Annotated in this window: 3 protein-coding genes and 1 pseudogene; 3 read left to right on the top strand and 1 reads right to left on the bottom strand. The window is 39.7% G+C overall.

The annotated features are described in order from the left end of the window. Positions 1-92, bottom strand: a pseudogene (locus YWE_RS31575) (DUF932 domain-containing protein); the annotation flags it as partial. Between the two features lie 162 nt (positions 93-254). Between YWE_RS31575 and YWE_RS32125 the strand changes: the two are divergent. The 3 genes from YWE_RS32125 to YWE_RS28280 form a co-directional block, all read left to right on the top strand. Beyond that, entirely contained in the window at positions 255-563 is a 309-nt protein-coding gene (locus YWE_RS32125) for a YagK/YfjJ domain-containing protein (RefSeq protein WP_084167156.1), read from the top strand. Beyond that, positions 529-681 carry a YagK/YfjJ domain-containing protein gene (locus YWE_RS32120; protein WP_084167155.1) on the top strand — a complete coding sequence of 51 codons (153 nt, stop codon included), beginning with the start codon at positions 529-531 and terminating at the stop codon, positions 679-681. The genes YWE_RS32125 and YWE_RS32120 overlap by 35 nt, the downstream gene beginning before the upstream one ends. Before the next feature lie 413 nt (positions 682-1094). After that, positions 1095-1237, top strand: a 143-nt coding sequence (locus tag YWE_RS28280) for a helix-turn-helix domain-containing protein (RefSeq protein ID WP_036016784.1), incomplete at its 3' end; no start/stop codon positions are given.

Genomic DNA, 1237 nt, shown 5'->3' with positions numbered 1-1237 from the left:
CTGGGAACATGGCGGGCTAATTCATCGTTGGTTAATGGTCGGTCACGGCGAATAAGGTTTACTGAACCAAAACGTGAGGCTAAACGGGTCATATAAAGCTCCATAAAAAAGATATGATAGTTAATTCATATCAATGATATAGAGCTGATTTTCTTTGTAAGTGAGTGCCATCTTGTCAACCATCGTGACACTCATTAAATAATAGATTGAATATCGGAAAACATCACTCACCTTCCAATCAATATAACTGAAAGCTGATAAGATCCCCGAATAATGAGAAAAATACTGGTCGTTCGAATATTCCGTATTTACGACGAACCCATGAAACCATCAAGAAAGCCAATGAGAGTCACCCTAGAACCCTCGCAATTAGAATCGATCTGCGATTACCTGATGATGATGACGGTATCGCTAAGATAGATCCCCTTTGTATTACTCGTTGTATGGAATCCTTAGACGAGCATTTAAAAGCAGACCAGGAGCGTAAAAAGAAAGCCGGTAAGCGTGTTCACCCTTGTACATTGCGCTATGTGTGGGTTTCGGGAGTTTACTCGAAAGGGTAAGAAGCATTACCACGTCTTACTACTGCTCAATAAAAACGCCTATGACCACCCAGGGGATGATAAGAAAACAGAGGGGAACCTCGCATCTATGATTTCAGCGTCCTGGTGTAGCGCTTAGGGATTGACTATCCGCGCTATCAATCGTTAGTTCACTTTGCCAAAGACGGGATTTATTGCCGTAACAAAAATGGAGAACGGTACATCAAGACGTTTGATGAACTGATGTTTAGCTCGGCTTACATGGCTACGCTAGCCTCTCAATCCAATGCCGACGGAGAACGTAATTCTGACTGTAGTCAAAATTAAACCTCAGGTGCCAGTGGGTAAAAGTGCCCCCCAACTGTTTAATTTATAGGAAGATATCAAGATCATTAGTGATGCCTATTTAGAATGTATTTTTAAAGATAATATGATTAAATATTATTTTAAATAACATTATTTAAGTATAAATCACCTCTATATGTCATTTAAAATGACATTATTTAAGTATAAACTACAGTTATATGACAATCAGAATGATAGGTACTAGAGATGGTCCGTTGTTACTTAAGTCGAATGATGGGTGAGCGTAAACTGAAAATTGCGGATGTTTCTCGGGCGACAAAACTACCGCGTAGTACCATTACCATGCTTTATAAAGAAACGGCCGCTCAGGTAGATTTCTCCGTTGTAGA

Origin of the sequence: Budvicia aquatica DSM 5075 = ATCC 35567, from assembly GCF_000427805.1 — a bacterium.
Lineage (GTDB): Bacteria > Pseudomonadota > Gammaproteobacteria > Enterobacterales > Enterobacteriaceae > Budvicia > Budvicia aquatica.
This window is presented reverse-complemented; position numbering and strand designations above follow the sequence as displayed.

Coding starts and splice junctions, on each gene's coding strand:
- YWE_RS32120 (WP_084167155.1), top strand. CDS start 529: ATGTGTGGGTTTCGGGAGTTTACTCGAAAGGGTAAGAAGCATTACCAC.